Annotated in this window: 25 protein-coding genes and 2 tRNA genes; 11 read left to right on the top strand and 16 right to left on the bottom strand. The window is 64.2% G+C overall.

What is annotated here, in order from left to right:
* Positions 1 to 50: 50 nt before the first annotated feature.
* The 3 genes from cimA to cysS form a co-directional block, all read right to left on the bottom strand.
* Complete coding sequence (cimA, locus tag P6U24_RS15815) at positions 51 to 1,649, bottom strand: citramalate synthase (RefSeq protein WP_407159994.1); 1,599 nt, start codon at positions 1,647 to 1,649, stop codon at positions 51 to 53.
* Positions 1,646 to 2,149: a GNAT family N-acetyltransferase gene (locus P6U24_RS15810; RefSeq protein WP_407159993.1), complete on the bottom strand. Its 504-nt coding sequence runs from the start codon at positions 2,147 to 2,149 to the stop codon at positions 1,646 to 1,648. Before P6U24_RS15810 ends, cimA begins: the two co-directional genes overlap by 4 nt.
* Before the next feature lie 115 nt (positions 2,150 to 2,264).
* Positions 2,265 to 3,674, bottom strand: coding sequence for a cysteine--tRNA ligase (gene cysS / locus P6U24_RS15805; RefSeq protein WP_407159992.1), 1,410 nt, complete (start codon positions 3,672 to 3,674; stop codon positions 2,265 to 2,267).
* 326 nt (positions 3,675 to 4,000) lie between these two features.
* Here cysS and P6U24_RS15800 point away from each other — a divergent pair, with 326 nt between their 5' ends.
* Together P6U24_RS15800 and P6U24_RS15795 are read left to right on the top strand one after the other, a co-directional pair.
* Complete coding sequence (locus P6U24_RS15800; protein ID WP_407159991.1) at positions 4,001 to 4,306, top strand: hypothetical protein; 306 nt, start codon at positions 4,001 to 4,003, stop codon at positions 4,304 to 4,306.
* 150 nt (positions 4,307 to 4,456) lie between these two features.
* The gene (locus P6U24_RS15795) at positions 4,457 to 5,629 is read left to right on the top strand and encodes a DUF2865 domain-containing protein (RefSeq protein ID WP_407159990.1); all 1,173 of its coding nucleotides are present in this window, start codon (positions 4,457 to 4,459) and stop codon (positions 5,627 to 5,629) included.
* Positions 5,630 to 5,649: 20 nt separating this feature from the next.
* Here P6U24_RS15795 and P6U24_RS15790 read toward each other — a convergent pair whose 3' ends face one another.
* From P6U24_RS15790 to P6U24_RS15780, 3 genes are read right to left on the bottom strand one after another with little or no spacing between them, the layout of a single operon-like run.
* On the bottom strand, positions 5,650 to 7,407 hold the full coding sequence (locus tag P6U24_RS15790; RefSeq protein ID WP_407159989.1) for an NAD+ synthase: 1,758 nt from the start codon (positions 7,405 to 7,407) through the stop codon (positions 5,650 to 5,652).
* 8 nt (positions 7,408 to 7,415) lie between these two features.
* Complete coding sequence (locus tag P6U24_RS15785; protein WP_407159988.1) at positions 7,416 to 7,769, bottom strand: diacylglycerol kinase; 354 nt, start codon at positions 7,767 to 7,769, stop codon at positions 7,416 to 7,418.
* 2 nt (positions 7,770 to 7,771) lie between these two features.
* On the bottom strand, positions 7,772 to 9,160 hold the full coding sequence (locus P6U24_RS15780; RefSeq protein WP_407159987.1) for a class II 3-deoxy-7-phosphoheptulonate synthase: 1,389 nt from the start codon (positions 9,158 to 9,160) through the stop codon (positions 7,772 to 7,774).
* A 212-nt stretch (positions 9,161 to 9,372) separates the two neighbouring features.
* Between P6U24_RS15780 and P6U24_RS15775 the strand changes: the two genes are divergently transcribed.
* Positions 9,373 to 10,299, top strand: a complete 927-nt coding sequence (locus P6U24_RS15775; RefSeq protein WP_407159986.1) for a ribokinase — start codon at positions 9,373 to 9,375, stop codon at positions 10,297 to 10,299.
* Positions 10,300 to 11,130: 831 nt separating this feature from the next.
* Here P6U24_RS15775 and P6U24_RS15770 read toward each other — a convergent pair.
* From P6U24_RS15770 to P6U24_RS15755, 4 genes are all read right to left on the bottom strand, one after another.
* The gene (locus tag P6U24_RS15770; protein WP_407159985.1) at positions 11,131 to 12,192 is read right to left on the bottom strand and encodes a class I SAM-dependent methyltransferase; all 1,062 of its coding nucleotides are present in this window, start codon (positions 12,190 to 12,192) and stop codon (positions 11,131 to 11,133) included.
* Between the two features lie 434 nt (positions 12,193 to 12,626).
* Positions 12,627 to 12,702: transfer RNA gene (locus tag P6U24_RS15765), tRNA-Arg, on the bottom strand.
* A gap of 51 nt (positions 12,703 to 12,753) precedes the next feature.
* Positions 12,754 to 12,829 (bottom strand) — tRNA-Phe (locus P6U24_RS15760).
* A gap of 282 nt (positions 12,830 to 13,111) precedes the next feature.
* A complete protein-coding gene (locus P6U24_RS15755; RefSeq protein ID WP_407159984.1) occupies positions 13,112 to 13,648 on the bottom strand; it encodes an HNH endonuclease in 537 nt (178 codons plus the stop codon).
* Positions 13,649 to 13,742: 94 nt separating this feature from the next.
* On the opposite strand from P6U24_RS15755, the gene P6U24_RS15750 reads away from it, so the two are divergent.
* Positions 13,743 to 14,561: a pentapeptide repeat-containing protein gene (locus tag P6U24_RS15750; protein ID WP_407159983.1), complete on the top strand. Its 819-nt coding sequence runs from the start codon at positions 13,743 to 13,745 to the stop codon at positions 14,559 to 14,561.
* Between the two features lie 243 nt (positions 14,562 to 14,804).
* Here P6U24_RS15750 and P6U24_RS15745 read toward each other — a convergent pair whose 3' ends face one another.
* Both P6U24_RS15745 and P6U24_RS15740 read right to left on the bottom strand, forming a co-directional pair.
* Positions 14,805 to 15,008 carry a hypothetical protein gene (locus tag P6U24_RS15745; RefSeq protein WP_407159982.1) on the bottom strand — a complete coding sequence of 68 codons (204 nt, stop codon included), beginning with the start codon at positions 15,006 to 15,008 and terminating at the stop codon, positions 14,805 to 14,807.
* A 475-nt stretch (positions 15,009 to 15,483) separates the two neighbouring features.
* Positions 15,484 to 17,382, bottom strand: coding sequence for a PAS domain S-box protein (locus P6U24_RS15740; RefSeq protein WP_407159981.1), 1,899 nt, complete (start codon positions 17,380 to 17,382; stop codon positions 15,484 to 15,486).
* Between the two features lie 216 nt (positions 17,383 to 17,598).
* Here P6U24_RS15740 and P6U24_RS15735 point away from each other — a divergent pair, with 216 nt between their 5' ends.
* The 4 genes from P6U24_RS15735 (at position 17,599) to P6U24_RS15720 (ending at position 19,766) form a co-directional block, all read left to right on the top strand.
* Positions 17,599 to 18,291, top strand: a complete 693-nt coding sequence (locus tag P6U24_RS15735) for a dihydrofolate reductase family protein (RefSeq protein ID WP_407159980.1) — start codon at positions 17,599 to 17,601, stop codon at positions 18,289 to 18,291.
* Positions 18,292 to 18,588: 297 nt separating this feature from the next.
* Entirely contained in the window at positions 18,589 to 18,912 is a 324-nt protein-coding gene (locus P6U24_RS15730) for an ArsR/SmtB family transcription factor (RefSeq protein ID WP_407159979.1), read from the top strand.
* On the top strand, positions 18,909 to 19,319 hold the full coding sequence (locus P6U24_RS15725) for an SRPBCC domain-containing protein (protein ID WP_407159978.1): 411 nt from the start codon (positions 18,909 to 18,911) through the stop codon (positions 19,317 to 19,319). The genes P6U24_RS15730 and P6U24_RS15725 overlap by 4 nt, the downstream gene beginning before the upstream one ends.
* A gap of 45 nt (positions 19,320 to 19,364) precedes the next feature.
* A complete protein-coding gene (locus P6U24_RS15720) occupies positions 19,365 to 19,766 on the top strand; it encodes a DUF1801 domain-containing protein (protein ID WP_407159977.1) in 402 nt (133 codons plus the stop codon).
* Positions 19,767 to 19,819: 53 nt separating this feature from the next.
* Here P6U24_RS15720 and P6U24_RS15715 read toward each other — a convergent pair whose 3' ends face one another.
* Positions 19,820 to 19,987: a hypothetical protein gene (locus tag P6U24_RS15715; protein ID WP_407159976.1), complete on the bottom strand. Its 168-nt coding sequence runs from the start codon at positions 19,985 to 19,987 to the stop codon at positions 19,820 to 19,822.
* A gap of 132 nt (positions 19,988 to 20,119) precedes the next feature.
* Here P6U24_RS15715 and P6U24_RS15710 point away from each other — a divergent pair, with 132 nt between their 5' ends.
* Positions 20,120 to 20,341: a hypothetical protein gene (locus P6U24_RS15710; RefSeq protein ID WP_407159975.1), complete on the top strand. Its 222-nt coding sequence runs from the start codon at positions 20,120 to 20,122 to the stop codon at positions 20,339 to 20,341.
* Positions 20,342 to 20,444: 103 nt separating this feature from the next.
* Here P6U24_RS15710 and gor read toward each other — a convergent pair whose 3' ends face one another.
* Genes gor through rpiA form a run of 3 tightly spaced genes read right to left on the bottom strand, consistent with a single transcriptional unit; the run spans position 20,445 to position 23,151 of the window.
* Positions 20,445 to 21,830: a glutathione-disulfide reductase gene (gene gor / locus P6U24_RS15705; RefSeq protein WP_407159974.1), complete on the bottom strand. Its 1,386-nt coding sequence runs from the start codon at positions 21,828 to 21,830 to the stop codon at positions 20,445 to 20,447.
* Positions 21,831 to 21,880: 50 nt separating this feature from the next.
* Positions 21,881 to 22,408, bottom strand: coding sequence for a DUF2059 domain-containing protein (locus tag P6U24_RS15700; protein WP_407159973.1), 528 nt, complete (start codon positions 22,406 to 22,408; stop codon positions 21,881 to 21,883).
* Positions 22,409 to 22,452: 44 nt separating this feature from the next.
* Positions 22,453 to 23,151 carry a ribose-5-phosphate isomerase RpiA gene (rpiA, locus tag P6U24_RS15695; protein ID WP_407159972.1) on the bottom strand — a complete coding sequence of 233 codons (699 nt, stop codon included), beginning with the start codon at positions 23,149 to 23,151 and terminating at the stop codon, positions 22,453 to 22,455.
* Between the two features lie 145 nt (positions 23,152 to 23,296).
* Between rpiA and gph the strand changes: the two genes are divergently transcribed.
* Together gph and P6U24_RS15685 are read left to right on the top strand one after the other, a co-directional pair.
* Positions 23,297 to 23,986 carry a phosphoglycolate phosphatase gene (gph, locus tag P6U24_RS15690; protein ID WP_407159971.1) on the top strand — a complete coding sequence of 230 codons (690 nt, stop codon included), beginning with the start codon at positions 23,297 to 23,299 and terminating at the stop codon, positions 23,984 to 23,986.
* A gap of 156 nt (positions 23,987 to 24,142) precedes the next feature.
* A complete protein-coding gene (locus P6U24_RS15685) occupies positions 24,143 to 24,604 on the top strand; it encodes a hypothetical protein (RefSeq protein ID WP_407159970.1) in 462 nt (153 codons plus the stop codon).
* Positions 24,605 to 24,672 lie beyond the last annotated feature (68 nt).

Below are 24,672 nucleotides of genomic sequence, written 5' to 3'. Positions count from 1 at the left end.
GTATCGCTTACGCTCACGCGGGCTACGCATCTGCACGACGTAAACACGATTCACCCCGGCGCGCCCGACTTCACCAGCTTGTAGAACACCGAATCCATCAGCGCCTGGAACGAGGCATCGATGATGTTGGGCGAGACCCCGACCGTGATCCAGCGCTCGCCCGTTTCGTCCTCGCTCTCGATCAGCACGCGCGTCACGGCCCCGGTGCCGCCATTGAGGATACGGACGCGATAGTCGATCAGCTTGAGTCCGTCGATATAGCTTTGATACTTGCCAAGGTCCTTGCGCAGCGCGACGTCGAGCGCGTTGACCGGGCCGTTGCCTTCGGCCGCCGAGATCAGGCGCTCGCCGTCGATCTCGACCTTGACCACGGCGAGCGCCACGGTGACGCGCTCGCCGAGCGCGTTGTTGCGCCGCTCGACATTGACGTCGAACTGCTCGACGCGGAAATAGTCCGGCACGGTGCCGAGCGTGCGCCGCGCCAGCAATTCGAAGGAGGCATTCGCCGATTCATAGGCGAAGCCCGCGGCCTCGCGTTCCTTCAGCTCCTCCACCAGCCGCGTCAGCCTGGGATCGTTCTTCTGGAACGGGATGCCGCCGCGCTCGAGTGCCGCGATCACGTTGGAGCGGCCGGCCTGGTCGGACACCAGCACCTTGCGGTGATTGCCGACGGCTTCCGGCGCGACATGCTCGTAGGTCTGCGGGTCCTTCAGCACGGCGGAGGCGTGAATGCCGGTCTTGGTGACGAACGCGCTCTCGCCGACATAAGGCGCGTGCCGGTTCGGCGCGCGGTTGAGCATGTCATCGAGCGTCCGGGACACCTTCATCAGGCTCGCAAGCTGCTGATCGGATACGCCGATCTCGAAGCGATCGGCGAACTCGGCCTTCAGCTTCAATGTCGGGATCAGCGAGCAGAGATTGGCGTTGCCGCAGCGTTCGCCAAGGCCATTCAGGGTGCCCTGGATCTGCCGCGCGCCAGCGCGCACCGCGGCCAGCGAATTGGCGACCGCCTGCTCGGTATCATTATGCGCATGGATGCCGACATGATCGCCGGGGATGCGCTTGATGACCTCGCCGACGACGGCCTCGATCTCATGCGGCATGGTGCCGCCATTGGTATCACACAGCACGACCCAGCGCGCACCGGCGTCGTAGGCCGTCTTGGCGCAGGCCAGCGCGAACTCCGCATTCTCCTTGTAGCCGTCGAAGAAATGCTCGCAGTCGAGCATCACCTCGCGCCCCGCGGCCCTTGCGGCGCTGACGCTGTCACGGATTGAGGCGAGGTTCTCCTCGTTGGTGGTCTCGAGCGCGACACGAACCTGGTAGGCTGAGGATTTCGCGACGAAGCAGATCGCATCCGCCCTCGCTTCGAGCAGCGCAGCCACGCCGGGATCATTCGAGACCGAACGCCCTGCGCGCCGGGTCATGCCGAAGGCGGTGAAGCGGGCATGGTTGAGCTTCGGCTTCTCGGCGAAGAAGCTCGTGTCGAGCGGATTGGCGCCGGGATAGCCACCCTCGACATAGTCGATGCCGAGGTCATCGAGCATGCGGGCGATCACCTGCTTGTCGGCGAGCGTGAAGTCCACGCCGTTGGTCTGCGCGCCGTCGCGCAAGGTGGTGTCGAACAGATAGAGGCGCTCCTTGCTCATGACTGAGCTCCACCGTCGGCGAAGGCTTTCTTCATGGTGGTGTTGGCGAGCCATTCGCCATTGATGGTGACGCTGTTGCGCTGCTGCGCCGCGTAGCCGCGCTTCCTGAAGAAATCGACCGCAGTGTCGCTGGCATCGACCGTAAGGCTCTTGGCGCCCCGGGCGCCGGCCAGCTTCTCCAGAGCGTCGCACAACAGCGTGCCGACGCCCTGCCCGGCCACGCTCGGATGGACATAGAGCATGTCGATCTCCGTGTTGTCCTTGAGCGAGGCGAAGCCGACCGGCGAGCCCTGCAGGGTCGCAATCAGCGTCAGTTCGGAGGCGAGCTTCTTGCCGAAGCTCTCCTCTTCATCAGCAACCGCGGCCCAGGCCTCCTGCTGCGCCTCGCTGTAGTCGTCGCCGGTCAGCTCCTGGACGCTTGCGACGAAGATCGCCGCCAGCATCGGCGTGTCGGCAGGAAGGAACGGCCTCAGTGCAGGTTTGGGTAGCGATTGGCCCATCGTGCTCACCACATGCCATAGAGTTTCGTGACCAGCGCCACCGCGCCGAGGATCAGCGCAATTTTCAGCACGATGTAATAGAGCCAGTGCCGCGGAAACGGCGTATCGGGCCGGCTCATCGCGCCACCTCCCAGGTCGTCACCGGCTTGCCGTCGGCGCCCTTGCCGTCCTTGATGACGATGCCCATCGCAACGAGCTCGTCGCGAATGCGATCGGACTCCTTGAAGTCCTTGCGAGCGCGGGCTTCGGCGCGCGCTGTGATCAACAGATCCACCTTGTCAGCATCGACGCCGCTTGCCGCCTGCTTGCGGCTTTCCCATTGCGCGGCGCTCTCCGAGAGGAAGCCGAGGAAGCGCAGCGAGCTTGCAAACGAAGCACGATCTGCATCTGCGCCCGCAGCCGCGCGGCCGCGCAGCGCATGCAGTTCCGCGATCGCCTGCGGCGTATTGAGATCGTCCGACAGCGCCGCCATGACGGCCGCGGCCGGCTTGTCGCCCGACGCGTCGGCGGCGACGCGGTACCAGTCATCGAGCGTGCGCGCGCTCTCCTCCACGCCTCTCAAGGTCCAGTCGGCCGGCGAGCGGTAGTGCATCTTCAGCATGTTGAGACGCAGCACCTCGCCGGGCCAATCAGCCAGCAGCTCGCGGATGGTGACGAAGTTGCCGAGACTCTTCGACATCTTCTCGCCCTCGACCTGCACGAACTCGTTGTGCATCCAATAGTTCGCCATCACGTCGGTGCCGTGGGCGCAGCGCGACTGCGCGATCTCGTTCTCATGATGCGGGAAGATCAGATCGAGGCCGCCGCCATGGATGTCGAAGACCTCGCCGAGATAGGCCGCGCTCATCGCCGAGCACTCGATGTGCCAGCCCGGCCGGCCGCGGCCCCACGGACTATCCCAGCCCGGCTCGTCTGCCGAAGACTGCTTCCACAAGACGAAATCGGCCGGGTTTCTCTTGTGCGCATCGACGGCGACCCGCGCGCCGGCGAGTTGCTCGTCGAGCTTGCGGCCCGACAGCGCGCCATAGTCCGGCATCGACCTGACATCGAACAGCACCTCGCCGGCCGCCTCATAGGCGTGGCCGCGCGCGATCAGCTGCTTGATCAGGGTCACCATGTCGGCCTTGCCGTCGGCGCGCGGCAGCACGAAGTCGGTGGCGCGCGGCTGCACGGTCGGCTCCAGGCAGCCGAGCGCGGCGGCATCGGCCAGGAACTGACTTGCCGTGACCTCAGTCACCCTGCGGATCGCTTCGTTCAGCGGCAGGCCGGGAAAATCCAGTGCGGCGCGCGCGTTGATCTTGTCGTCGACGTCGGTGATGTTGCGGACGTAAGTGACGTGGTCCTTGCCATAGATCTGCCGCAGCAGGCGGAACAGCACGTCGAACACGATCAGGGGACGCGCATTGCCGATATGGGCGAAGTCGTAGACCGTCGGTCCGCAGACATACATGCGGACATTCTTGTCATCGATCGGCCGAAACGGGCGCTTCTCCCGCGTGAACGTATCGTACAGCCGCAGTTCCATCGATCACCGCCCCAAAATCCGTCTGACGCCATCAGCCCAATGCACCGCACATACGAAAAACCCGACCTGCCGGCCGGGCGTCCTGATCATCTCTGTTGAGAATAGACGGCCTCAGCCAGCGAATCGCTAGCTCGTAATCTCGCGGCAAATGCAGCAAATGGCGAGGAAACCGTTCATCGCGCCAAGATGGGCCACCCAAGGGTTTCCGTCAAGGGTCGCAAATTGGCCGTTTTCGCCACCCACATCTCGCCTCTCCCCAGCCAAGGTTAATCATTCTTAACCTTTTGATCTTACGCTGAGAGCCTCCTCTCAACGATCGGTGCACCATGCGATTCTCCCCGGCGCTGCTCGCCTGTGTCCTTGTCGTCACCGCGACCGCCGCTTTCGCCGAGAGCCACGTCTTCATCATCGCCAACGAATCCGACGGCTATGGCGTCGACCAGTGCCTGGCGAAGGGTGACAAATGCGGCGCTTCCGCCGCCCGCTCCTACTGCCAATCACGCGATTTTGCGCAGGCCTCCGCCTACCGGCGGGTCGACCCCGACGAGATCACCGGTTCCGTGCCGAAACCGGCCGCGCACTGCGGGACAGGCGGTTGTAACGACTACGTTGCCATCACTTGCCAGCGCTAGTTCTGGAGCGGGACGCGGTTCCCGCCACATCGGTGCCGTGGAAACGACGTGACGCTGCCGAAAGAAGCGGCTAAGGGATGCCGGCAATTGCCGCGATTTTTCCGAATTTTGTGCTAGCTCCGCGGCACCCTATCACCGGAATACCGCATCTTGATCGCTTCTCCGTCTCCACGTCTTCTGGCGTGCACCGCGCTGCTTGCACTGGCGCTGTCGGGCTCCAGTGCCTTCGCCCAGTCCGAGGGCTACCCGCAGCCGAACCCCGGCCAGCCCGCCGTCAACCCGATCTGCCCGCGGCTGGAGGCGCAGCTCGCCTCGATCGACCGCAGCGGCGGCGGCGAGCCGGCGCGCGAGGAGCAGATTCGCCGCTATCAGGACGCGGCCGCCAAGCAGCAGAGCGAGCTCGAGCGCGTCACCATGCAGGCCAAGCGCATGGGCTGCGACAGCTCGGGCTTTTTCTCGCTATTTTCCGGCCGTTCGGCCGAATGCGGCCCGGTCAACAACCAGATCCAGCAGATGCGCTCCAACCTGGACCAGATCAATGTCAGCCTGGACCGGCTGCGCGGCGGCGGTTTCGGCGGCGGTTCCGAGCGCGACAACCAGCGCCGCTCGGTGCTGATCTCGCTTGGCCAGAATAATTGCGGCCCGCAATACCAGCAATACGCCAATGCCGGACGTCCCGGCGGCGGCCCGGGCAACTTCCTCACCAACCTGTTCGGTGGCGGCGATGCCAACAACGCCAACCCGGCGACCTCGCTGCCGCCGCCGAGCGCCGATCTCGCGCCACCCTCAGGCACCTATCGTACCGTCTGCGTGCGCACCTGCGACGGCGCCTATTTCCCGATCTCGTTCGCCACCGTGCCCGGCCGCTTCGCCGACGACGAGCGCGCCTGCAAGGCGCAGTGCCCGGCGACGGAGGCCAATCTCTACACCTATCGCAATCCCGGCGAGGACATGAACCAGGCGGTTTCGGTCAACGGTGCGCCCTACACGGCGCTGCCCAATGCCTTCCACTACCGCACCGAGTTCAACCCGACCTGCTCCTGCAAGGCGCCGGGCCAGACCTGGGCCGAGGCGCTGAAGTCGATCGACGACAAGGCTGAGGCGGCGCAGCAGGGCGACATCATCGTCACCGAGGAGAGCGCCAAGCGGATGCAGCAGCGGCAGACCGGCCGTGCGCCCGCCGCCAAGAAGGGCGCAACGACGCCTGATGCGACCACAACCGCCCCGCCCGCGACGCCGGAACCAACCACAAGCACCGGTCCAGCGACCGACAACAAACAGATCCGCACGGTCGGCCCGACCTTCATCCCATCGACGCGCTGATCGAAGGCGGACGGATCAGCCTACCCTTCGAACGCGTCGATCGAGGCGCGACCGGCGCGTGACACCAGGGTCTCATCGGGCGCCGGCAGCGGTCCGGCGGTATCGCGAAAGCGATTGGTGATGGGATAGCGGCGGTCGCGACCGAAATTGCGGCTGGTGACCTTGACACCGGGCGGCGCCTGCCGCCGCTTGTATTCGGCCCTCCTCAGGAGCTGATCGATCCGCGCGACGGTGGCAGCATCGAAGCCGGCGGCGACGATCTCAGCCAGCGTCTCTTCCTTTTCCACCAGCCGCTCCAGGATTGCGTCAAGCACCTCGTAAGGCGGCAGCGAATCCTGGTCGGTCTGATCCGCGCGCAACTCCGCGCTCGGTGGCCGGCTGATGATCCCAGGTGGGATGACCTCGCCGGAAGGGCCGAACGCGTCATCGGGCCTCCACTGATTGCGCAAGGCGGCGAGGCGAAACACCTCGGTCTTGTAGATGTCCTTGATCGGGTTGAAGCCGCCATTCATGTCGCCGTAGAGGGTGGCGTAGCCGACCGACATTTCCGACTTGTTGCCTGTGGTGACGACCATCGCGCCCGTCTTGTTGGACAGCGCCATCAGCAGCGTGCCGCGGGCGCGCGCCTGCAGATTCTCCTCCGTGGTATCAGCCGGCAGGCCAGCGAAGGGTTTTGCCAGCACTTTTTCAAAACCCTCGACCGCATCCCCGATCGGCAGCACCTCGTAGGCAATGCCGAGATGGTGCGCGAGCGCGGCAGCCTCGTCCAGCGAGACCTGCGCGGTGTAGCGATAAGGCAGCATCACGCCGCGAACCTTGTCCGCGCCGAGCGCATCGACCGCGATCGCCGCGCACAGCGCCGAGTCGATGCCGCCGGAGATGCCGAGCAGCACGCCCGCAAAACCGTTCTTGCGGACGTAATCGCGAAGCCCCAGCACGCAGGCCGCATAGTCGGCCTTGTCGCCCTCAGGCAGGGATGCGAGCGGCCCGTGGCAATGCCAGCCGTCGTCACCGCGCGCGAAGCTCAGCGTCGTGACGTCCTCGATAAAGGCCGGCAGTTGCGCGGCGACCGAGAGATCCGCGTTGAGCACGAAGGAGGCCCCATCGAACACCAGCTCATCCTGGCCGCAGACCTGGTTGAGATAGACAAGCGGCAGCCCGCTCTCGGTGACGCGGGCCACCGCGACCGATAGCCGGAGGTCATTCTTGTCGCGGGCGTAAGGCGAGCCGTTCGGCACCAGGATGATCTCGGCGCCCGTCTCCGCCAGCGTCTCGACCACGTTCTCGTAATCCTCCGACTCCTCGAGCCAGATGTCCTCGCAGATCGGCACCCCGATGCGCACCCCGCGCACGCTCACCGGCCCGGCGGCCGGCCCGCGCGCGAACAGCCGTCTTTCATCGAACGTGCCGTAGTTCGGCAAATTGGCCTTGAAGCGCAGAGCGGCGATGCGGCCGCCATCGAGCAGCGCGCAGGCATTGTAGAGTCTGCCCTCCTCGACCCAGGGCGTGCCGATCAGCACCGCCGGCCCGCCATCTTCGGTCTCGCGCGCGAGCCTCTCCAGCTCGACGCGGCACGCCGCTGCGAAGGCCGGCTTGCGCACCAGATCCTCCGGCGGATAGCCGCACAGGAACAGCTCGGGGAGCAGCAGCACGTCGGCGCCGTCCGCGGTGGCTTTTGCCCGCGCGGCACGCACCCTCGCGGCGTTGCCTTCGATATCGCCGACCACAGGATTGAGCTGCGCAAGCGTGATCCTGAAGATATCGGCGGATGTTGCCATCGATCAGCTCATAGAAATCCAATGCGCTCGGCGAGCGCAAACAGCCAGAAGCCGCCGGACATCAGCAGGGTCACCCCGACCGCGGCCGAGCCGAGATCCTTGACCTGGCCGATCTTCGGATCGTGCTCGGTGGTGAGGCGGTCGGCGAGCTTCTCGATCGCAGTGTTCAGCAATTCCACCACCAGCACCAGCGCCACTGCGCAGACCAGTTCGACCACGCGCATCGCGGTCGCGCCGATCAGACAGGCGAGCGGCAGCGCCAGGATCAGCGCAACGAGTTCCTCGCGGACGGCCTGCTCGGAGCGAACCGCGAAAGCGAGCCCGTTGCGCGAGTTGATGGTGGCGCGCCAGAGCCGCAGCACCTCTAGAGGCCCGCGACGGCCGGCATCGGCGTATCCTTGCCGCCACGCCGCTGCTTCAGAAGCTCGGCGATCAGGAAGGCCATGTCGATCGACTGCTCGGCGTTCAGGCGGGGATCGCAGACCGTGTGATAGCGATCGTTGAGATCCTCGTCGGTGATCGCCCGCGCGCCGCCGATGCATTCGGTGACGTCCTTGCCGGTCATCTCCAGATGCACGCCGCCGGCATGGGTGCCTTCCGCCGCATGGATCGCGAAGAACGCACGCACCTCGGAGACGATGCGGTCGAACGGCCGGGTCTTGTAGCCCGACGTCGAGGTGATGGTGTTGCCGTGCATCGGATCGCACGACCACACCACGACACGGCCCTCGCGCTGCACCGCGCGGATCAGTCCCGGCAGATGATCGCCGACCTTCTCATGGCCGAAGCGGTTGATCAGCGTCAGCCGTCCCGGCTCGTTGTCGGGATTGAGGACGTCGATCAGCTTCAAGAGCTCATCGGGCTTGAGCGACGGGCCGCATTTCAGCCCGATCGGGTTCTTGATACCGCGGAAATATTCGACATGGCCGTGATCGAGCTGGCGGGTGCGATCGCCGATCCAGATGAAATGGCCTGAGGTCGCGTACCAATCGCCGGTGGTGGAATCGACGCGGGTGAAGGCCTGCTCGTAGCCGAGCAGCAGCGCCTCGTGGCTGGTGTAGAAATCGGTGGCGCGCAGCTCCGGGTGGCTCTCCAGGTCGAGGCCGCAGGCGCGCATGAAATTCAGCGCCTCGGAGATGCGGTCGGCCAGCTCCTTGTAGCGGCGCGACTGCGGGCTGTCCTTGACGAAGCCGAGCATCCATTGATGCACGCTGGCGAGGTTGGCGAAGCCGCCGGTGGCGAACGCGCGCAGCAGGTTCAAGGTCGCCGCCGACTGCCGGTAGGCATCCAGCTGGCGGAGCGGATTGGGCGTGCGCGCTTCGGGAGTGAAGGCGGTGTCATTGACGATGTCGCCGCGATAACTCGGCAGCTCGATGCCGCCAACCTTCTCGGTCGGCGAGGAGCGCGGCTTGGCGAACTGGCCGGCGATGCGGCCGACCTTCACCACCGGCACGGCGCCGGCATAGGTCAAGACCACCGCCATCTGCAGCAGTACGCGGAAGAAATCGCGGATGTTGTTGGCGCCATGCTCGGCAAAGCTCTCCGCGCAATCGCCCCCCTGCAGCAGGAATGCCTCGCCCGCGGCGACGCGGCCGAGCGCCTTCTTCAGGTTGCGGGCCTCGCCGGCGAACACCAGTGGCGGAAAGGTGGCAAGCTGGACCTCGACCTCGGCCAGCGCCTTCGGGTCGGGATAGGCCGGCACCTGCTGCACGGGCCTGCTACGCCAGCTATCGGGTGTCCACCGTTCGGACATGACCTCAACTCCTTGAGCAATCACCGCAACTTGTCGCCGCCTGCGGAGGGCCGCTATATACACAGCCTGCCTGACAACCGCCACTTGGATTTAAGCAGGCGCTCCGAGCCTTTGCGGCGCAAGATGAATTGAGATGCCCCCTCCCCGGCTCACCGCGGCTACGGTCCGCGACGTTGCTCCGGATGGACCGACATGTGCTATCGGTTCGAACCATGATCGTCATCTTCGGCTCGCTGAACATCGACCTGGTCGCACGGGTCCCCGTCATTCCCGGTCCCGGGCGCACCGTGCTCGCCCCCTCCTACGAGACCCATTTCGGTGGCAAGGGCGCCAACCAGGCGGTGGCGGCGGCGCGGCTTGCCGGCCCTGGCAACGTCCGGATGGCGGGCCGGGTCGGTCACGACGGCTTTGGCGAGGACGCGATCGGCAACCTCGCCGCCAATGGAGTTGAGACCGGGCTGATCGTCAGGGGCAGCGAGCCGACGGGCTGCGCCTTCATCACGGTCGATGCGAGCGGCGAGAACGCGATCACGGTGGCGAGCGGCGCCAATCTCGCCGCCACGGCCGCCGACCTGCCTAGTGCGATCTTCCGCGCCGACACGGTTTTGGTGCTGCAGATGGAAGTGCCCTTCGAGCAGTCGCTGCGCGCCGCGCGCCTCGCCAAATCCGCCGGCGCCCAGATCGTCTGGAATCTCGCGCCGGTGCCGGCGGCGATGAGCGTGACGATGCTCCGCGACCTGCTCGACGTAACCGGATTCCTGATCGTCAATGAGCACGAGGCGATCGACGCCGCCGCCCGGCTCGGCACGCCGGAGACCAGCTTCGAGGCTGCCGCTGCGCTGCTTGCCAAGGCGGGCCGGCTGACCTGCGTGGTCACCGCCGGTGCCCAAGGCGCGTATGCGGCAACCGCCGACGGGCGCCTCCTGCACGTCTCGGCGCCGACCATTACCCCCGTCGACACCACCGGCGCCGGCGACACGTTCGTCGGTGCCTTTGCCTGCATGCTCGGCGAGCAGGCGCCCTTGCAACTCGCGCTCGAAGTCGGCTGCGAGGCTGCGGCGCTGTCCTGCCTCAGGATCGGCGCGCAGGCCGCCATGCCAGTGCGCAGCGCAGTGACGGCATTGACCGACAGGCGCTGAAAGTTGCGGCGATCATTCTGCATTCCGAAAGTCTCCGACAACGGACACGCCTGCGCAGCCCCGCGACGCGATCGCGTCCGGGTGATGCAGTCAGTCTGCCCTCGATACAAGAGCGAGGGCGCAGGGAAGACCGGGTATCCGCTGATACCCATGGTCCGCGTGCAGCAAGAAAGCACGCGGCAGAACCACAGGTTCAGCCAAATAACCGGCCTTCCCTGCGCGGATGGTTTTAACGCTTATACGCGCTCTCCCCGGGGACCGGCGTTCTTGCCCCCGTCATCGGCACGATGCGCAAGCATCGTCGCCAACTTGGTCTCAGCACCGGGAGACCAGGACCACACGACTTCGCGTGCGCATGGTGTCGTTCGTCCGCGCGAAGTGTCACGCTGCGACCCGATGCGCCCACCGCTCCCCGCCTCCACGTATCGTGACGATCGCGCGTACGCCCCTCTTCATTGAGGCGGGATGGCGACAGACAACCATGATTTCTGAAAAATAGAAAGACAAATATTTTTGCAGAATGGCCGGACAGCGGCCATCCGACTGTCGGCCCACGCGTAATGAGTTTTTGCGCGCAGGCATTCTCGCTGCCCGTCGGGCATGCGAACGCCGTGACGTCGTTCGCGCTCGTGCATTTGATTTGCCCGACCGTCAGGCAGTCTCCGCAAGCGCGATGACACCGGTCCGGGTTGCGTGCTCCTTCGCGGCTGGACTGCGATGCTGTGCCACGCGGGCTTCGACTGATTGAGATTGCCTTGAGCCTCCCTTCTCATACGTCGGCTCGCACTCGCCGATCGACCGAACGGCTGCAATTCAGGACAGCGCCTCAGATCACGCGCGCGCCTCGAACACCATGTTGAACGGCGTCTCGGTCGCGCGGCGGAAGTGCGAGAAACCCGCGTCGGTCACGACCTTGCGCAGTCGGCGCTCGCCGGCCTGGGCACCCAGGCCCAGCGCCACTTCCTGAGACAGCGACGCCGGTGTGCAGATGAACGTCGAGGCGCCGTAATAGACGCGGCCGACCGGGTTCAGATTGTCCTTCAGCTCATCATGAGCAAATGGCTCCACGATCATCCAGACGCCGTCCTTGCTCAGCGCTTCCTTGACATGCTTGCCTGCGCCGACTGGATCGCCCATGTCATGCAGGCAATCGAAGAAGGCCACCAGATCGTAGCCGTCGGCAGGAAAATCCTTGGCCGTGGCTTGCGCGAACGTGGCCCGCTCGCTGACGCCGGCCTCCGATGCAAGTTTCTTCGCGCGTTCGATTGAAGGCATGTGATAGTCGAAGCCGAAGAACTGGCTGTTCGGGTACGCCTTCGCCATCACGATGGTCGAAGCGCCGTGACCACAGCCGACATCGGCCACCTTGGCTCCGGCCTTCAGCTTGGCTTCGATGCCGTCAATGGCAGGAATCCAGCTCGGCACCAGATTGGCGTTGTAGCCCGGCCTGAAGAAGCGCTCTGTGCCCGAGAACAGGCATTTGGAATGCTCGTGCCAGCCGACGCCCTTGCCGGTACGAAAGGCTTCGGCAACCTTCGGCTCGTCCAGATAGGCTGATTGCACGACGTCGAATGCGCCGGCGAAGAATGCCGGTGAATCCTCTATTGCGAAGGCCATCGCCTGTTCTGGTGACAGCGAAAACGCGTTCTTTTCCGGATGGTAATCGATGTAGCCGGCGGCGGCCTGGCCGGACAGCCATTCACGCACGTAACGCTCGTGCAGTCCGGTCTTCTTTGCGAGTTCTGCCGAGGTCATGACCTCGCCGTCGGCCATGGCCTTGTAAAGCCCGAGGCGGTCACCGAGCAAAACGCTCGCGCCCGACATGGCACTGCCGAGATCATTCACCAATCGGCCGACCAGTTCGTTCAGCCTGTCATGATTTGGTTCACGCATGATCGTTCTCCACATCACCATGGATAATGTTGCCTCGTTGCATGTATGGGCAGTTCAAACGCAGATCGCGCACATCATGCATTTCAAAATTGAATGTCGAAATTGCCGAGCCTCTATCCGCGGGCTCGCACTGTAGAAGACTCATCGCAATCACAGGCGCGTCCAGACACAATCGATTGTCCCAAAGGTCCACCTTTCTGTCCTAGTCCGCCTTGGCTCAGATCGACGCTGATCCTATCCTCGCCATGGCTCCGCCGCAGCCTCCGAGAGTAGGACAGGCGCGACAATCGTCTGGCCGCCCATGACAGCGCTCGGCGCCACGCGCTGAATGAGGGGGCGCGCACGATGATGATTGGTCTGGGTAGCGTGCTCCGACCACGCACCTCCGCGGCCCAAACGCGGTGCTCTTCCACACGAGCTTTACCCAGGTAATTTGGCCTTCCCGGCAAGACTCGAACCTGCATCCTCCAAATACGCGATCTGGTGCTCATCCAGTTGAGCTACGGGAAGGAAGCATTCGCGCTGCCAGCCGGATTCGAACCGGCGCTTCGCGGTTAGGTTTGGTGCCCGGAGATGGCTTCGAACCACCGACGCGCACGCCTTCAACGTGCCGCTCTACCGACTGAGCTATCCGGGCGAAGTCGTGCAATGCGCAATTCGAAATTGGTGGGGTAACCGCGGAATCGAACCGCGCACGCGCATAGGCGCAGGTTTTACAGACCCGCTCAGTCACCAGACTTGGCGTTACCCATTGAAGGAAGGCCGGCGACCTCGGATCGGCCGCCGGCACATGAGATCGTGATCCGAATGATCGGATCATGATCTCATGTCTTTGTTTTGAGTATGATCCCCCGCGCAAACGCCTTCGGCGTTTGTCGCGCGGAAAAACCGGATGCCACTTTTCCTGGACATGCTCTCGTCAGTGCTCGAGCTCGACGTCCCAATAGAGGAAGTCGGCCCAGGTCTCGTGCATGAAGTTCGGCGGGAACAGCCGCTGCGCCGCCAGCAAATCGTGCTGGGACGGCTCATAGGGCGCCCGCAGCGGCTTGATGCGCCGCCGGTCCTTGCGCGCGTTGCAAGGGCTGCAGGCCGCGACGATGTTGGTCCAGCTGGTCTGGCCGCCGTCGGCGCGCGGCAACACGTGGTCGAACGTCAGTTCGCCGCGGACATATTGCTCGCCGCAATATTGGCAGCGGAAACGGTCGCGCAGGAAGACGTTGAAGCGCGTGAAGGCGACCCGCGCCGGCGGCCGCACGTAGTCGCGAAGCGCGATCACCGATGGCAGCCGCATCGTCACACTGGGGCTGCGCACGACCTGATCATACTCGGCGACCACGACGTGAGAACCTCGGACCACTGCCTTGATCGCATCCTCCCAAGCGAACAGCGACAGCGGAAAATAGGACAGCGGCTGGAAGTCGGCATTCAACACCAGCGCCGGACTCGCGGCAAACATTGTCGACCTCCTTTCGTCGATCTGATAAGTTAACCGTAAAGCTAAAGACCCTCTCGGATTTAGCGCCCATGACGAGGCCAACGGAGGGACAGCGATGCTGTTTCGTCTCGCATTCGCACTTGTGTCGATGACGGCGCTGGTCATCGATCCCAGAGATGCCCTGTCACAGGATATGCTGCGCAGCGTCGATCTCAACAGTCCCGAAATGTCGGCATCGGAGATGACGCGCGCCGACGTCGAGGCGCTTCTAAAGGCACCGCCTCAAGATGCCGCGGGCCACCGCTCTGCAGACTTGGAGGGAAAGCGGCTGTCGCAGCTCGATCTCTCCGGGCTTGACTTCTCCGGCCGCAGTCTTCGCCTCGCGAAGCTCAACCGGACCAACCTGAAAGGCGCGCGCCTCGATCGGGCGATCCTGAACCAAGCTTGGCTCATCGACGCGGATTTGACGAACGCCTCCCTCGTACAGGCTTCGTTGCTCAGCACCCAGATGCAGCGCGCCAAGCTTGGGGGCGCCGATTTGAAAGGTGCGCGCATCGCCGCCGATCTTTCCGGTGCGACCCTGATCGGAGCCAGGCTTGCGGGCGCCGATTTAAGTGCTGACATGCGCAACCAATCGATGGGCCTGATGCGCGGGGTGCTCAAATCTGCCGATCTCAGGAATGCGGACCTCAACGCCGCCAATTTGTCGCGCGCCAATCTCGAATTCGCGAAGCTGGAGAACGCCAATCTGGCGAATTGCAACCTCAGCCGCGCCGAACTTGCGGGAGCCGACTTGTCCAACGCCAATCTCGCAGGGGCCGATTTCACCGAGACGGATCTGGCGTCGGCCCTGTTGCCGAGCGCAGCCGCTCTGGCGGAGGCCCGCAATCTCGACAAGGCCCGGAATTTGAACCTTGCGAGGCGCCCACCTTAGCGGTTGCCTGGTGCCGGACGATGCCAAGCAGAGATGATTGTCCTGACCGGCGCGATCGGTCCGTCGACGATGATGCCGCAAACGCGCACGGCGCCAACTACAAACCACAAACGGCCGGAGCGAACTCCGGCCAAATCAAGCAACACACGCTGCCGGAAACCAGCCTGACGCCTCACCGAAGAGGACCACTACCGGTCAGCGGATCGCCTTATGCAACAAGGGCGACCATCCTGTCATCGGAAATCAGTTCACGCAGCCGCACTCTGCCGGCGCATCACGCCCCGGCTGGGTTCGGTTGATGTAGTCGAGATAGATCTGGCGGGCCTGCGCCTGCGTGATACCGCGGCGGGCCACGACGATGCGCACGAAGGCAAGCGCGACCGGCGAGCGGAACACCCGCTCCTGATCACACGCTTCAAGTCCTGGCTTGCTCATGTTGCGGGCCATCTCGCCCTCTCCGCTGCCTGTCAGCGGAGGGGAGATTCCCGCCGCCGGTTACGCTCTTGCTGGCATCCCGCGCCCGGATTCGATTGGGCCGTTACCGAGATATTTCAGGCCGCGATACGCAACGCGCAGGCACGACCGATCGCTCGACCAGGTAAACGGTCGTTCGAGGATGGCGGCGTTCGCGATATGTGAGCGCAGGCTCAACACGGTCGTGGTCCTTCCGAGAGCGCCGAGACATTCGGCGATCAATTTGATGGGAAGGGCTTATGCACAGAAACAGACAGCTTCGTCAAGCAGCCATTTCCGCAACTACTCTGTCGAAAGCCTGCGGTGCCGCGCGATGCGCGCCGTGCAAGATCATGATGCGATCAAAAGAACTCGCATCATGATCTCATCTCTTTGATAGAACATGATCTCCGCGCAAGCGCCTTTGGCGTTTGTCCGCGAGAGAAAACCGGTTTCCACTTTTCCGGCTCTAACGGCCGCGCGCCGCTTCGAGCGCCTGACTCAACTCGTGGAGTTCGTAGGGCTTGCGCAGCAGCGGAAACTCCGCGCCGGACTTGCGCACCGCATCGCTGTAGCCGGTCGCCAGGACGATAGGCATCGCGGGGTGGTTCTGCTTGAGATGCCGCGCCAGCCCGAGACCGTCCATCTTACCGGGCATGACGATGTCGCTGAACACGAGATCGATGCCGTTATTCTCGATCTCGTGGATCGCAGCCTCCGCATCCGACACCCATTTGACGCGATAGCCGAGCTCTTCGAGCAAGAGCGTGCTGGAGGTCGCGACGTCCGGATTGTCTTCGACCAAAAGGACCGTTCCTGCCGTCGCAACGTTTTCGACTTCGCGCGCGGCCGAGACGACTTCGCCGCGAGGGAGCGACACGATGACTTCCGTTCCAACGCCCAGGCTGCTTTTGACTCGGACGAATCCGCCGGCCTGGCTGGCAAAGCCATGCACCTGCGAAAGGCCGAGACCCGTGCCCTTGCCTACAGGCTTGGTGGTGAAGAAGGGATCGAACACCTTTGCGATCACGTCGTCCGGAATCCCGACGCCGTTATCCGCCACGGTGATGCAGACATATTCGCCGGAGTACTGGCCGTCGTCGAGCCGCTTGTTCTCGGCAGAAATGCGAACCTCGCCGCCATCGGGCAGCGCATCGCGCGCGTTGAGGGCGAGATTGACGATGGCCGTCTCAAACTCGGCCGGGTCGGCCAGCACCGGCCAGACGCCGTCCGGGACGACGACATCCAGCCGCACCTGGCTGCCGAGCCCGGTCTGCAGCACCTCCTGCACCGATGACAGCACGTCCCGCACATCGAGCAGCACGGGATTGACTTGTTGTCGGCGGGCGAAGGTCAGGAGCTGACGCGTCAGCGCTCCCCCACGTTGAATGCTGGCGTCGATCGCTTCGGCAGCTCTCACGGCGCGGGAATCGACCAGGAAGCGCTTGATGAGACGCAGATTGCCGCTCACCGCCATGAGAAGATTATTGAAGTCGTGCGCGACGCCGCCCGTGAGCTGGCCCAGCGCGTCCATCTTCTGGGATTCGGCGAGCTGCGCCTGCATGCGTTCGAGCCTTTGCTGGGCTTCGCGCCGTTCCGTGATGTCGCGGGTGATCTTGGCGAAGCCGATCAGTTCGCCTGCATCATTGCGGACCGGATCGATGACGACGCTGGCCCAGAAGAAGGTGCCGTCCTTGCGCACGCGCAAGCCCTCCTCCTCGTAGCGGCCTTTCTCGCGGGCGATCTGCAGCGCACGCGCCGGCTTGCCGGCCTCGCGGTCTGCCGGCGTATAAAAGCGCGAGAAATGCTGACCGATGATCTCATGCGGCACATAGCCCTTGATGCGCTGGCCGCCGAGATTCCAGTTCGTCACGCGTCCCTCGGGATCGAGCATGTAAAGCGCGTAGTCGGTGACGTTGCCGACGAGCAGGCGAAACTGGTTTTCGCTCTCGCTCAGTGCCGTGCGTGCCTTCATGCGTTCGGTGATGTCGCGCGTGATCTTGGCAAAGCCGATCAGCTTGCCATCCTCGTAGATGGCATCGATGACGACGGACGCGAAAAACCGCGACCCATCCTTCCGGACGCGCCAGCCCTCGGCCTCGAAGCGACCTGTCCTCCTCGCGGTTTCCAGGGCGACGCCGGGCAGCCCAGCCTCGCGGTCCTCAGGCGGATAAAAGATGGAGAAGTGCTGACCGATGACCTCGTTTGCATCATAGCCCTTGATGCGGGCCGCGCCGGCGTTCCAGTTGACGATAATTCCTGACGGATCCAGCATGTAGATGGCGTAATCCGTGACGCCCTGGACAAGAAGGCGAAATGCTCGCTCGCTTTCGAACAAGCTTCGGTCCGGCGTCGGATTGTCGGTCATTCGCTGTCACCCTCCCGCGAAACATCAGGAAACGCATATCGCGGTCATACGTTCCCTGTTTGCGCTTTACTTCAACGCGTTAGTAACCTGACGTATAGTTATGAGCGAGCTGAGCCTTTGCAAGAAAGCGGGCATGGACATAAGGGCACATGGTAACCACCCGCGCGAACCCCTCGCACGCGATCGCGTTGAGCAGCAGGTAGCAGGGAGCACGACATGAAGCCGCACGTCATCTGCCACATGGCCGCAAGCGTGGACGGTCGCACCCTGCCCAGCCGGTGGCGGCCGCCAGGCCGGGCCGGCGACCTGTTCGAGCGGCTGCACGAGCAGCTCGAAGGTGACGCCTGGCTGATCGGCCGCGTCACCGGCCAGGAATTCGCCAAGGGCACCGCCTATGCGAGCACGACACGCGAAAGCTTGCCGCGAACGGCATGGTTCGCGCGGCGCGACGCCAAGGCTTACGGTGTCGTCCTCGATGCGCAGGGCAAGATCGCGTGGGGCCGCGCCGATATCGGCGGCGATCCGATCGTCGTCGTTCTCACCGAGAGGGTCACGGACGCGCATCTGGCCGGACTGCGGGGCGAAGGCGTATCCTACATCTTCGCCGGCGCGACCGAGATCGACCTTGCGCTCACCCTCGAGATCCTCCGCCGCGACCTCGGCGTGAAGCGGCTACTGCTCGAAGGCGGCGGGGGCGCCAACGGCGCCTTCCTGCGTGCCGGTCTGGTCGATGAAATCAGCCTTGTCATCTGTCCGGCCATCGACGGCGCCAAGGGCGCCCCAAGCATCTTCGATTCGCCGGAAGCCGATTCCGGCCAGCGCGCTCCGGTGACCGCAATGACGCTCGAAAGCAGCACGGTGCTCGACGGCGGCGCCATATGGCTGCGCTACCGGGTGCAGAACGGCTGAGCGTGAAGGCCAACTTCGCAGCACCTGTCAAAAGCACGATTACAGCGTCGTCATTGCGAGCCAACGGGTCCGCGCAAAGCGCGGCCCGATGACAGGCTCCGCGAAGCAATCCAGAACTAAAAAGAAAATCTGGATTGCTTCGTCGCCTTCGGCTCCTCGCAATGACGGAACGGGCGTCGCGGACTCATCGGGCTGATCAGGGTGGTATTATGCATCCCGTTGAGGAGGTTCTTTCGGACTTGACGACCCATAACTCAGCGGTTATGAGAATATCCATAACCACCTGGTTATTGATTGATGTCAGACGCCCACGACATGCTGTTCAGGACGCTTGCCGATCCCACCCGGCGCGCGATCTTCGAGCGATTGTGCCGGCACGGCGAGCAGACGGTCGGCGCTCTGACGGCGCAGTCGGGCGTCTCGCAACCGGCTGTCTCGAAGCATCTCGGCGTTCTCAAGCAGGCCGGCCTGGTGCGCGACCGCCATGAAGGCCGCCAGACCCACTACACGGTCGACCTTCGCGGCCTCTCGCCCCTGATCGACTGGACCAATCAAATGGCGGGCTTCTGGGAAAGCCGGCTCGACGATCTTGAAGATCTCCTCAAAAGGATGGACCAATGAACACTGCAGCGACTGAAACCCGCTCCGTCATCGTCGAACGCGACATTCCTCATGCGCCGGAAAAGATCTGGCGCGCGCTCACCCAGCCGCATCTGATCGCGGAATGGCTCATGAAGAACGACTTCGCAGCCGTTGAAGGCCATGATTTCAAGCTCACCGCCGACTGGGGCTCCGTCGACTGCCGTGTCCTTTCGATCGAGCCGAACAGATCGCTGTCCTATACCTGGGCAGCCTATGGTCTCGAGAGCATCGTCACCTGGACGCTCACGCCAAAAGGTGCCGGGACGCATCTGCGCATGGAGCAGTCGGGCTTCAAGCCGGACCAGCAGCAGGCCTTCCAGGGCGCCCAATATGGCTGGCAAACGTTCTTCGGCAATCTGGAGCAGGTGCTGGCGCGAGCCGATTGAAATCTGCCAGCATCACGCAAGCAGTGACTGAGGACTAGGACAGGCATGAAAACGAGCGCGCAACGGACCAGCGAGTCCCCCTCCCTACTGATCGACGGGCGGATCGAGGAGCTCGGCGATTGGCGCGGCGAGTTGCTGGCCCGGCTGCGCGCGCTCATCAAGGACGCCGATCCCGAGGTCGTCGAGGAATGGAAGTGGCGCGGCGTTCCGGTGTGGGAGCATGCCGGCATCATTTGCACCGGCGAGACCTATAAGAGCGTCGTGAAGCTGACCTTCGCCAAGGGCGCCGCGCTGGATGATCCGACCGGCCTGTTCAATTCCAGCCTCGAGGGCAACACCCGCCGCGCGATCGATTTCAAAGAGGGCGACAAGGTCAATGAGAAGGCGTTCAAGGCCCTGATCCGCGCTGCCGTGGCGCTGAACACGGCGAAGGGGAAGAAGCGCTGAACGCTGGCTCTGTAGGATGGGTATCGCCTCCGCTCAACCCATCCTACGAACGACTACTCGTCGTCGCGGCTGGGACCTGAGCCGGCTTCATCGAGCGCTTCGAGAGCGGCGTTGATCTTCTCCAACAGCCGCTCGATTTCCTCGCGCTCGTGCGGGCCGGCGGCGTCCAATTGCTCGACGAGCTGCTGCTTCTGCGCAAGGAGCTTGGCCATCGTGGTCATGCGCGCCTCCGTCGGTCCGCCCGCGAGGCGGACATTCGCGTGATGCCCTGCGACCGGCTTCCCAGATGCTGACGGAACTGGTCATGAGCATCGCGGTTTGTGATCAGAACCAGAAAGTGGAGGAAACGTTCGATGAAACTCATCATGATCGCCGTGGCAGCGGCCGTCGTCCTGGCAAGTCCCGTCGCATCGGCCCGCAGCCACCACCGGCATCACGGCTGGATGCATTCGTACGGCAGCGCAGCCCGCACCAATCCGAACGGCACCGCCGGCGGGCCGACCAGCGTCAGCGGCACCGGCTCCTCGAAGTTCGGTGGCCAAGTTCCCGGCGCGCCCGGCGTAACCCGGCAGTAATCGATGTTTGTGTAGTCCGTAGCCCGCGTGAGCAAAGGCGACACGCGGGATCAGTGCAACCGCGGGTGTCGCTTAACGCTCACCCGGACGACACACGGCGCCCCTACTCCGCGGCCTGCCGGACGTGGCGCTCGGTCACGGTACGCATCGTCACGAGCTCCTCGGCTGCGGTGGGATGCAGCGCGATGGTCGTATCGAAATCGGCCTTGGTCGCCTTCATCTTGATCGCGATCGCGACCGCCTGGATGATCTCGGCGGCCGTGTCGCCGACGATGTGGCAGCCGAGCACGCGGTCGGTCGATCCATCCACCACAAGCTTCATCAGGACCCGGGTGTCGCGGCCGGACATGGTCGCCTTGATCGGACGGAATGAGGTCTTGTAGATGTCGACGCGGTCGAACAGCTCGCGCGCCTGGGTCTCGGTCATGCCGACGGTGCCGACCTCCGGCTGGCAGAACACCGCCGTCGGGATGTTGATGTGATCGACCTGCACCGGGCGCTTGCCGAACACGCTGTCGGCAAAAGCATGGCCCTCGCGGATTGCCACCGGCGTCAGATTGTGACGATGGGTGACGTCGCCGATCGCGTAGATGCTCGGCACCGACGTTTTCGAGAAATGGTCGACCGCGATGCCGCCGTTCTCCGGATTGATGGCGACGCCGGCCTTGTCCAGGCCAAGATTGGCGACATTCGGATGCCGGCCGATCGCGAACATCACCTGGTCGGAGGCGATGCTCGATCCGTTCGACAGATGCGTGGTGTAGTCCTTGCCGTGCTTGTCAACTTTGGTGACGGTGCAGCCGGTCAGGATAGTGATGCCTTCCTTCTCCATCTCGGCGCGGACATGCGTGCGGACGTCCTCGTCGAAGCCGCGCAGAATGTTGTCGCCACGATAGATCACGGTGACGTCGGAGCCGAAATTGGCGAAGATGCAGGCGAATTCCAGCGCGATATAGCCGCCGCCCTGGATCACGATCCGGCGCGGCAACTCCTTCAGATGGAATGCCTCGTTGGAGGAGATCACGTGCTCGATGCCTGGAATCTCGCGGCCATGATTGGGCGCGCCGCCGGTCGCGATCAGGATGTATCTGGCGCGGACCGCCTCGCCGGTCATCAGGCGCACGGTCTGGGCGTCTTCCAGCACCGCGCGAGTCTTGACGACGCGAACGCCCGCCTTCTCGACATTGGCGGTGTAGGCCGCCTCGAGACGCGCGATCTCCTTGTCCTTGTTGGCGATCAGGGTCGGCCAGTCGAACGTCGCCTCCGGGATGCGCCAGCCGAAGCCTGCTGCATCCTCGATCTCCTGGCGGACATGGGAGCCGATCACGAACAGCTTCTTGGGCACGCAGCCGCGAATCACGCAGGTGCCGCCCATCCGGTATTCCTCGGCGATCATGACGCGGGCGCCGTACCCCGCCGCGATACGGGCGGCACGCACGCCGCCCGAACCACCCCCGATGACGAACAGGTCGACGTCAAAATCAGCCATCTCGATCCTCTGATACGCTGACCCCGACCTGTCCTAAAGAGAAGTCGCGATCAGATCTGCTTGCCGCGCTTGCGCATCTCGGCGCGGAATTGCGCGGTGACGGCCTCGGCAAAGTTCTGCGCCCACTGGTTCATATAGGCCATGCTGCCCTGAATGGCACGGGGCTCGGCGGTGAGCAGCTTCTGGCCGAGCGGCGACTTGTAGAAGGTGACGAGGTCCGCGATCTCCTTGTCGGAGAACTCGCTGCAGTAGATCTGGGCCATGCCCTCGCCGATCTCCTTCTCCTTGCCGGCGAATTCCTTCGCCACCACGACCGCGACCTCGTCGAGGTCCTTCTGGTAGTTCAGATTGGACTGGATCAGCTGCGTCTTGGCCTGCTGCACCACGCCGGGCACGGCATTGGCGTACATCGCCGCGACATTCTTCATCGCCAGAATCTCGCGGGCGCCGGCCAAGCAGGCGGCCGAGGCTGGCTTGGCCGCCGGAGCCTGGCCCGGCTGCTGGGCCGTCGCCGCGCCCGCGAAGGCCAACGCCAGGACGACACCCGCCGCCGGCAAGATTCTGAAAACGGTCTTCATTCCTCGTCTCCCTGAGATTGCGGCCCTAGTGCAGGTTCATTGCACTAGGGCCGCTCGATAACGCGAATTCCCTGCGCGCCAGCCAGAATGACCGTGCCGGCAAGGCCGATGAACAGCCCGTGCTCAACCACCCCGGGTATTGCGCTCAAAAAGCCCGCCAGGCGCGGAGCATCCTGGATTTCCCCAAGGCGGGCATCGACAATCCAGTGGCCGCCATCGGTGACAAAAACGTGGCCGTCGGCCGCTTTCCGGACCACCATCTGCCCGGACACGCCTGATCGCACGAAGGCATCGGCGATCGCGCGCTGCGTCGCTGCGAGCCCGAATGGAACGACCTCGATTGGAAGCGGAAAGCGGCCGAGCGACGCCACCCACTTGCTGTCGTCGGCGATCACGATCATGCGATCGGATGCGCTTGCCACGATCTTCTCGCGCAAGAGCGCGCCGCCGCCGCCCTTGATCAGGTTGAGCTGCGGGTCGACCTCGTCCGCGCCGTCGACGGTGAGGTCGAGATGATCGATCTCGTCCAGCGTGGTCAGCGGCACGCCATTGGCCTTTGCCTGCGCCCGCGTCGCCTCCGAGGTCGGTACGCCAACGACGCGAAGCCCGCCCTTCACCTTCTCCCCTAGCAGTTCGATGAAGTGCTTGGCCGTCGAGCCGGTGCCGAGTCCGAGCTTCATGCCGTCGTGCACGTGCTCGAGCGCCCGCGCTGCCGCCTGCCGTTTCAATGCGTCCATGTCCACGCGGGAAATCCTGCCAAGCCGTGAAATCGCGCGCATATCTAGCGATGTTTTGCCGCGGGCGATAGCGGCAGGCGGCGACCCACCGGATTAAAAAGCCACTGTGGCCCCTTGCCTGACGGCATTGATCCGGCTAGCGAATCCGGTCATGTCCGCCGCCTCCCCCACCATCGTCTTCGATCTCGACGGCACCCTGGTCGATACTGCACCCGACCTGATCAACGCGCTCAACCACATCCTGGTGCGCGAGGGCCTGTCGCCGTTGCCGCTGGCCACCGCCCGCAACATGATTGGCGCCGGCGCCCGCAAGCTGCTGGAACGGGGCCTCGAAGCCGAGGGTCGCTCCATCGATGCGGAGGAGATGAACCGCCTCGCTGCGGATTTCATCGGCTACTATGCCGAGAACATCGCGGTGGAATCGCGCCCTTTCGATGGGCTGGAGGGCGCCCTCGACACGCTCGCCGCGCGCGGCTGCCGGCTTGCGGTGTGCACCAACAAGCTGGAATGGCTGTCGAACCGACTGCTGGATGAGCTCGGCCTCGCCACGCGCTTTGCCGCGATCTGCGGCGCCGACACCTTCGGGGTTGCGAAACCGGATCCGGCCATCCTGCGCCAGACCATCCTGAAGGCCGGCGGCGATATCGCCCGCGCCATTATGGTCGGCGATGCCGGCACCGACATTGGCGCCGCCCGCCGCGCCGGGGTTCCCGTGATCGGATGCACCTTCGGCTATACCGACGTTCCGATCGCCGAGCTCAAGCCGGATGGGCTGATCGACCACATGAAGGACCTTCCGGCTGCTGTCGAGGCTCTCAGAAGCTTTCAGAAAGCCACGTAACTGCCTGACTCTCCAAGGCGATCGGCGAAACGGTAATCCTGAACCAGTTGTTGACGACGGCCTGGGCACGGTTGCGCCATCGTTCCGGCACTCTTATGGTCCCCGCGGGGAATGCGGCCCATCGCCGCAGCTTTTGTCGACCGGGTGGGACAAGTCATGCGTCGTGTCATCGGGATTGCGTTTGCGGCAGCCAGCCTTGGCGGCTGCTCATCCATGTCATGGGATGCGCTCAAGCCGGCGCCGACCATGGTCGACATCCAGCTCGAGTCCAGCCCGCCCGGCGCCGAGGCCAAGACGTCACTGGGTCCGAGCTGCAAGACGCCCTGCTCGGTCGCGGTGCCCGCCCCAGAGAGCAGCTTCTCGGTCGCCTTCAGCATGGACAAGTTCCAGCCCGAGACCGTGCAGGTGCAGGTGATCCGCAATACCGGCGCCTTCAACACCTCGCCGCCGATCGTGTTCGACCCCAATCCTGTGGTCGCCGAGCTGCAGCCCGCCCCGGCACAGCCGAAGGCCGGGAAACCGCATCCCAGGAAGCCGGGGGCGCCCAAGACGGCCGCCGCACATGCTGTGATGCCGGCCGATGCGGCGTACCCCGATCCCAACGCCGCGATGCGCTGAGATCCGGCAGAGCCCTTGGCGCACAACGGATTGTGGCCGCGGCCGATCGTGACTAGATTGGAAGGAGC

The organism is Bradyrhizobium sp. STM 3557 (genome assembly GCF_045571465.1).
Taxonomy (GTDB): Bacteria; Pseudomonadota; Alphaproteobacteria; order Rhizobiales; family Xanthobacteraceae; genus Bradyrhizobium.
The sequence above is the reverse complement of the archived record's forward strand: the minus strand, read 5'-3'. Positions and strand labels throughout refer to the sequence as shown.

Bases quoted from the DNA above. Each gene is read 5' to 3' on its own strand.
- cimA (WP_407159994.1), bottom strand. From the start codon at position 1,649: ATGAGCAAGGAGCGCCTCTATCTGTTCGACACCACCTTGCGCGACGGC.
- P6U24_RS15810 (WP_407159993.1), bottom strand. From the start codon at position 2,149: ATGGGCCAATCGCTACCCAAACCTGCACTGAGGCCGTTCCTTCCTGCC.
- cysS (WP_407159992.1), bottom strand. From the start codon at position 3,674: ATGGAACTGCGGCTGTACGATACGTTCACGCGGGAGAAGCGCCCGTTT.
- P6U24_RS15800 (WP_407159991.1), top strand. From the start codon at position 4,001: ATGCGATTCTCCCCGGCGCTGCTCGCCTGTGTCCTTGTCGTCACCGCG.
- P6U24_RS15790 (WP_407159989.1), bottom strand. From the start codon at position 7,407: ATGGCAACATCCGCCGATATCTTCAGGATCACGCTTGCGCAGCTCAAT.
- P6U24_RS15780 (WP_407159987.1), bottom strand. From the start codon at position 9,160: ATGTCCGAACGGTGGACACCCGATAGCTGGCGTAGCAGGCCCGTGCAG.
- P6U24_RS15775 (WP_407159986.1), top strand. From the start codon at position 9,373: ATGATCGTCATCTTCGGCTCGCTGAACATCGACCTGGTCGCACGGGTC.
- P6U24_RS15770 (WP_407159985.1), bottom strand. From the start codon at position 12,192: ATGCGTGAACCAAATCATGACAGGCTGAACGAACTGGTCGGCCGATTG.
- P6U24_RS15755 (WP_407159984.1), bottom strand. From the start codon at position 13,648: ATGTTTGCCGCGAGTCCGGCGCTGGTGTTGAATGCCGACTTCCAGCCG.
- P6U24_RS15750 (WP_407159983.1), top strand. From the start codon at position 13,743: ATGCTGTTTCGTCTCGCATTCGCACTTGTGTCGATGACGGCGCTGGTC.
- P6U24_RS15745 (WP_407159982.1), bottom strand. From the start codon at position 15,008: ATGGCCCGCAACATGAGCAAGCCAGGACTTGAAGCGTGTGATCAGGAG.
- P6U24_RS15740 (WP_407159981.1), bottom strand. From the start codon at position 17,382: ATGACCGACAATCCGACGCCGGACCGAAGCTTGTTCGAAAGCGAGCGA.
- P6U24_RS15735 (WP_407159980.1), top strand. From the start codon at position 17,599: ATGAAGCCGCACGTCATCTGCCACATGGCCGCAAGCGTGGACGGTCGC.
- P6U24_RS15730 (WP_407159979.1), top strand. From the start codon at position 18,589: ATGTCAGACGCCCACGACATGCTGTTCAGGACGCTTGCCGATCCCACC.
- P6U24_RS15725 (WP_407159978.1), top strand. From the start codon at position 18,909: ATGAACACTGCAGCGACTGAAACCCGCTCCGTCATCGTCGAACGCGAC.
- P6U24_RS15720 (WP_407159977.1), top strand. From the start codon at position 19,365: ATGAAAACGAGCGCGCAACGGACCAGCGAGTCCCCCTCCCTACTGATC.
- P6U24_RS15715 (WP_407159976.1), bottom strand. From the start codon at position 19,987: ATGACCACGATGGCCAAGCTCCTTGCGCAGAAGCAGCAGCTCGTCGAG.
- P6U24_RS15710 (WP_407159975.1), top strand. From the start codon at position 20,120: ATGAAACTCATCATGATCGCCGTGGCAGCGGCCGTCGTCCTGGCAAGT.
- gor (WP_407159974.1), bottom strand. From the start codon at position 21,830: ATGGCTGATTTTGACGTCGACCTGTTCGTCATCGGGGGTGGTTCGGGC.
- P6U24_RS15700 (WP_407159973.1), bottom strand. From the start codon at position 22,408: ATGAAGACCGTTTTCAGAATCTTGCCGGCGGCGGGTGTCGTCCTGGCG.
- gph (WP_407159971.1), top strand. From the start codon at position 23,297: ATGTCCGCCGCCTCCCCCACCATCGTCTTCGATCTCGACGGCACCCTG.
- P6U24_RS15685 (WP_407159970.1), top strand. From the start codon at position 24,143: ATGCGTCGTGTCATCGGGATTGCGTTTGCGGCAGCCAGCCTTGGCGGC.